Source organism: Erythrobacter sp. (assembly GCF_023653175.1).
Classification (GTDB): Bacteria; Pseudomonadota; Alphaproteobacteria; order Sphingomonadales; family Sphingomonadaceae; genus Erythrobacter.
Genome location: NZ_JAMNXL010000240.1, coordinates 1 through 4,529, shown reverse-complemented (window position 1 = coordinate 4,529; position 4,529 = coordinate 1). Strand labels below are relative to the sequence as shown.

Annotated in this window: 6 protein-coding genes; 3 read left to right on the top strand and 3 right to left on the bottom strand. The window is 62.1% G+C overall.

Translation table 11 applies throughout. The annotated features are described in order from the left end of the window. The 3 genes from NBV68_RS18055 to NBV68_RS18045 form a co-directional block, all read left to right on the top strand. Nucleotides 1–543, top strand: a 543-nt coding sequence (locus tag NBV68_RS18055) for an efflux RND transporter permease subunit (RefSeq protein ID WP_296312613.1), incomplete at its 5' end; no start/stop codon positions are given. A gap of 113 nt (nucleotides 544–656) precedes the next feature. After that, nucleotides 657–1,577: a cation diffusion facilitator family transporter gene (locus NBV68_RS18050; protein ID WP_296312611.1), complete on the top strand. Its 921-nt coding sequence runs from the start codon at nucleotides 657–659 to the stop codon at nucleotides 1,575–1,577. Nucleotides 1,578–1,937: 360 nt separating this feature from the next. Next, nucleotides 1,938–2,831, top strand: coding sequence for a LysR family transcriptional regulator (locus NBV68_RS18045; protein WP_296312608.1), 894 nt, complete (start codon nucleotides 1,938–1,940; stop codon nucleotides 2,829–2,831). Here NBV68_RS18045 and NBV68_RS18040 read toward each other — a convergent pair. The 3 genes from NBV68_RS18040 to NBV68_RS18030 all read right to left on the bottom strand — a co-directional run. Further along, on the bottom strand, nucleotides 2,819–3,046 hold the full coding sequence (locus NBV68_RS18040; protein WP_296312605.1) for a DUF2274 domain-containing protein: 228 nt from the start codon (nucleotides 3,044–3,046) through the stop codon (nucleotides 2,819–2,821). The two genes, NBV68_RS18045 and NBV68_RS18040, sit on opposite strands and share 13 nt — an antisense overlap. After that, the gene (locus NBV68_RS18035; RefSeq protein WP_296312600.1) at nucleotides 3,043–4,215 is read right to left on the bottom strand and encodes a TrbI/VirB10 family protein; all 1,173 of its coding nucleotides are present in this window, start codon (nucleotides 4,213–4,215) and stop codon (nucleotides 3,043–3,045) included. The genes NBV68_RS18040 and NBV68_RS18035 overlap by 4 nt, the downstream gene beginning before the upstream one ends. After that, the coding region (locus tag NBV68_RS18030; RefSeq protein WP_296312597.1) for a TrbG/VirB9 family P-type conjugative transfer protein at nucleotides 4,212–4,529 on the bottom strand (318 nt) is incomplete at its 5' end. The genes NBV68_RS18035 and NBV68_RS18030, both read right to left, overlap by 4 nt.

The following is a 4,529-nucleotide window of genomic DNA, read 5'->3' as shown; positions in this document are numbered from 1 at the left end:
CAAAGCCGTCTGAGTATCGTGGTGCCACTCGTCTTCGCGGCGATCTTTGCGCTGCTTTACGCAGCGCTGGGGTCAGCAAGCCGTGCGGCGATGGTCTTCTCCGCCGTCCCGCTCGCGCTGAGCGGGGGCGTGCTGCTGCTATGGCTGCGCGGGATGCCCTTCTCTGTTTCGGCAGCGGTTGGCTTCATTGCGCTGTCGGGTGTGGCTGTGCTCAACGGTCTGGTCATGATGTCGAGCATTCTGGCACTGCGTCAGAACGGCAAGGGTGTGCTGGAATCGGTGCGCGAAGGCGCGCTGATGCGTTTGCGACCCGTGCTGATGACGGCATTGGTGGCCAGTCTGGGCTTCGTACCGATGGCGCTGGCGAGCGGCACGGGGGCAGAAGTGCAGCGACCGATCGCGACGGTGGTGATCGGCGGATTGATCTCGGCGACCTTGCTGACCTTGGTCGTCCTGCCGGCCCTGGCCCGGCTTGTGCTTGACCGGGAAGCCAGGCGCTTTCCGGACGAAGAGCCTCAGACGCTTTCGCCCGTGATGGCTTAGACGAATGACCAAGAGAATAGACCAAAGCTCAGGAGAGACGCAATGAACAGCTGCGGTAACCGAAGTGCATCGGCTCCTGGCGGCCCTTGCAATGGCTCCTTGGTGGCAAGCTGATGGGCGCGGGTCATGATCATGGCAGTGCCGGTCACCAGGGCCACAGCCACGGCGCTGGCGCGAGCACCCGGCGCCTTGCCATCGCACTTGGACTGACCACGACCTTCCTGATCGCCGAACTCGTCGGTGCCTTTGTTTTTGACAGCCTGGCGCTGCTTTCCGACGCTGCGCATATGTTCACGGACAGTGCGGCGCTGGCGATTGCGCTGGCGGCGGTCAAGATCGGTCAGCGTCCGCCTGATGATCAGCGTACCTTCGGCTATCGGCGATTCGAGATATTGGCTGCTGCATTCAATGCGATCCTGCTGTTTGCGGTCGCCGGATACATTCTGATCGAGGGGATTGGGCGGTTCTTTGCACCGCAGCCCGTTGGATCGGTCGGGATGCTGATTGTCGCAACGCTCGGGTTGCTCGTGAACCTTATTGCCATGCGGATCCTTGCTGGTGGCAAGGACGACAGCCTCAATATCAAGGGGGCCTATCTCGAGGTGTGGGCTGACATGCTCGGCTCGCTGGGCGTCATTGGTGCGGCCATCACAATCTATTTCACCGGTCTCACCTGGATCGATCCGATCGTCGCGATTGCGATCGGTCTCTGGGTGCTGCCCCGCACGTGGATATTGCTGCGCGATACCACGCATATCCTCCTGCAAGGCGTGCCGCGTGGGTTTGATCTCAAGGCCATCCGCGCTGCGATGGGTGGAATTACAGGCGTCTCGGGAGTGCATGACCTGCACCTGTGGTCGGTCGCGGGCGATGACGCCAGCCTGACCGCGCATGTTGCGATTGGTGAGGGGGAGGATGCGGATGCTGTGCGGCGCGCGGTTGCAGAGATGCTGGAGGCGCGGTTCGCAATCCATCACGTCACGATCCAGACAGAAGCCATACCGTGTAATGATGAGGTGGCACAGCACCGCTAAGGGTGCTTCGGTCCATTTGGATGGATGCAGCTTTGCATCGTGGCGCCAGAAAGAAAGACTGCATGACGGATCAGATCATGGTTGCGGCGCAGGCCGAAAGCCAAAGAGTGATGCGCCGTGAGCACCATAGTTCGGCGGATAGCATTCCATGGTCTGTAAATTGCCAAAAGGCTCGTGCGAAGTAACGACCGGACACCGTATCTGCAATTGAACCGAGCTGCCATGGTTCGACAAATAAGCCACCTGGCGTGCGCGGGGGTTGCTCTTCGCCAGATGTCGTAACGAAGAAACAATCTAGGGATTTCGGGCTATTGGTGATAGCGACATGTAAGGAGATAAAGATAAGGGTCGCAAAGCCTTATGATCGAAGTGCGTCAGCTCAGATTTGCTGTTGCGACAGCCGATGCCCAGAATTTCTCACGCGCCGCCGAAGCATTGCGGATCAAGCAGTCGACGCTGAGCAGACGAATAGCCGCCTTGGAGGCGCGCCTTGGGATCAAGCTCTTTGAACGCAGCACACGCGGCGCGATACCGACCGAGCAGGGCAAAGCATTCCTGAGCGTTGCCCGGCGCATTCTTACCGATATCGACAATCTTCAGACCACAGCCCGAGCAGTCAGCTATGGCGAGGAAGGCAGGATTGCGGTCGGGTTTTGTGCGTCCCTGATGGCCGGCAATATGCGTGCGACCATTGGCGAATACATGCGGCGTCACCCCGACATTCAGTTTGATGGGATCGAGGCCGATCCGGAGCGTATGCTCAGCGATCTGAAGGCCCGGATCATTGACGTCGCGCTGATGCCGTCCGACGCGCACGACGCCAGCATCTCGCGGCGCTCGGCCTGGTCGGAGCGGTTGCTTGTCGCATTGCCGAAAGACCATCAATTGGCGAAGGCAGACCGGCTTCACTGGAGCGATTTGCGCCGCCAGGTCTTTGTATTGCCCAGCCAGGGCGTGGGTCCTGCGATGGCCCATATTCTGAAGCGTCGCTTATCGGATCAGGGCTATCGTGCGAACTTGATCATGCAAGACACGAGTCTCGAAAGTGTTTTGAGCACGGTCCCGTTCGGACGGTACATCACGCTTGCCACCGAGGCCTCGATCGGTGTGCATTGGCCGGAACTGACATTTTTGGAGATTATCGACCAAGGCGGCCATGCGCGGCTCGACTATGCTTTCTACTGGCGCGAGGATAACGACAATCCCGCGCTGAAGCGCTTCTTCAAACTGGTCAGCGAACGCTACCCGGCCTGACCCGAGCGCCGCAATTTGGCGAAAGACCGGTCGGTCGCGATGAAGCGCTCGATCATCGGCGGGATCAGTCGTTCGGGTGTCGGAGCATTTTTGGTATCGACGCCGTTGATCGCCAGGCCATAGGCGAGGAGTTCGCGGTGGAGGCGCGACGAGAGCTCGATGGTTACCTTGACCGGCTTTTCGTCGGCCAGATCGGCCAGTTTCAATCGGGTCATGATCCTCCTCCCAAGATGAGATCACGCGTCACCAGCACGCGCACCGGGAAACCCGGACGGATGGTCAGTGTCGGCCGTATGTCGAGCTCGCGGCTGACCACCTGTTCGCCCGCGCGGCCGATGCTGTCCTGCGACCCGCGGCGCAGCGCGCGAGTGAGATTGTCGTCATTGCCAGCACCAAGTTCGCCGCCAACGCCCAGCAGGGTCGAGACCAGTGCTGCCCGCAGAACGCCGCCCCAATGGAAGTCCACGCCGTCCTGCAGTCCGGCAAAGCCGGATGGGTCGCCGCCGGGTTGGCGTTCGAGCACGATCGACCGGCCATCGGGCAGGATCAGCCGGTTCCATGCGAGCTGCACCCGGCGCTGGCCGAAGGACAGGTCGGCATTATAGTCGCCGATCAGCCGCGAGCCCTGGGGAATGAGCAGGATGCGGCCGGTTACGCTGTCATAGACTGGCTCGGTGACCTGCGCGGTGACCTGACCTGGAAGATCGGAGCGAATCCCGGTGATGAGGGCAGCAGGAATGATGCTGCCCGCCTGCAAGACATGGGTGCCCGCAGGCGGTTCGATCCGACTGGCTGATACCGTCCGGCGCTCGGCGGGGCGTTCGGCAAAGGCGGGACGCGGTTGCTCAGCTGCAAGCTGCGGCGGCGGCGGCCCACCGCTGGCATCGGCGACGCCTGATCCGTCACTGACGGCAGCTCCTCCCGCACCACCACCAAAGAACAGGCGGCTTTCGCTCGCGGCGCTGCGTTCCTGCACAAGCCGCTGCCGCTCCGTTTCGGCTGCCGTCTGCGCGGGCGTTGGCGCAGGGCCAGTGGGCGGCGCAGGACCGATCGGCGGAAGCTCGGCAACATCCCCGCGCTGTTGTGCCGCCAGGATTGGCGCGCCAAGATCGCCGGGCAGGGGCGGGCCCAGTTTCGGAACATCACCATAGTCGCGAGGCGCATCGGCCAAGGCATCGGGCCGCGCCGCACCTTCGGTGTTGAGCAACTCCTCGCGCTCGGTCTGGCTCGCGGGCTGCAGGGCATAGATCAGCGCACCGCCGATAATCGCAAAACCGCAAGCTGAAGCGATACCGATGGCCTTGCGCGACAGCCGCATGACGCGCGGCGGATCGCCGCGCAGCTTGACCGCCTCTTCTGGCGTTTGAGCAGCTTCGTCGCTCATGACGGCGTCCTCCGGCGTTCCTTGCGAATTTCGACGCGCTGTTGCGAGCGGCGGTCGCCAAGGCGCAGTTCTGCGCGCTCGAGCAGCCGGTCGACGATCATGAAGCGGCCTGACACGCGGTAGTTGAGGAGTTCGGCCTGATTGTCTTCGCCAAGCCCGAACAGCGGCGGCATCTGACCTTGCGCAACGCTTTCGGGAAACACGATAAAGGTCTGCCGCCCGTCATCGAACACGCGCACCGGTCGCCACGCAGGCCGATCGCCCGACAGACGATAGGCAAAATTGAGCGCCTCGACCGGAATATTGGCGGCAAT

Excerpts from the sequence above, each read along its gene's own strand:
- NBV68_RS18050 (WP_296312611.1), top strand. The coding sequence starts at position 657 with ATGGGCGCGGGTCATGATCATGGCAGTGCCGGTCACCAGGGCCACAGC.
- NBV68_RS18045 (WP_296312608.1), top strand. The coding sequence starts at position 1,938 with ATGATCGAAGTGCGTCAGCTCAGATTTGCTGTTGCGACAGCCGATGCC.
- NBV68_RS18040 (WP_296312605.1), bottom strand. The coding sequence starts at position 3,046 with ATGACCCGATTGAAACTGGCCGATCTGGCCGACGAAAAGCCGGTCAAG.
- NBV68_RS18035 (WP_296312600.1), bottom strand. The coding sequence starts at position 4,215 with ATGAGCGACGAAGCTGCTCAAACGCCAGAAGAGGCGGTCAAGCTGCGC.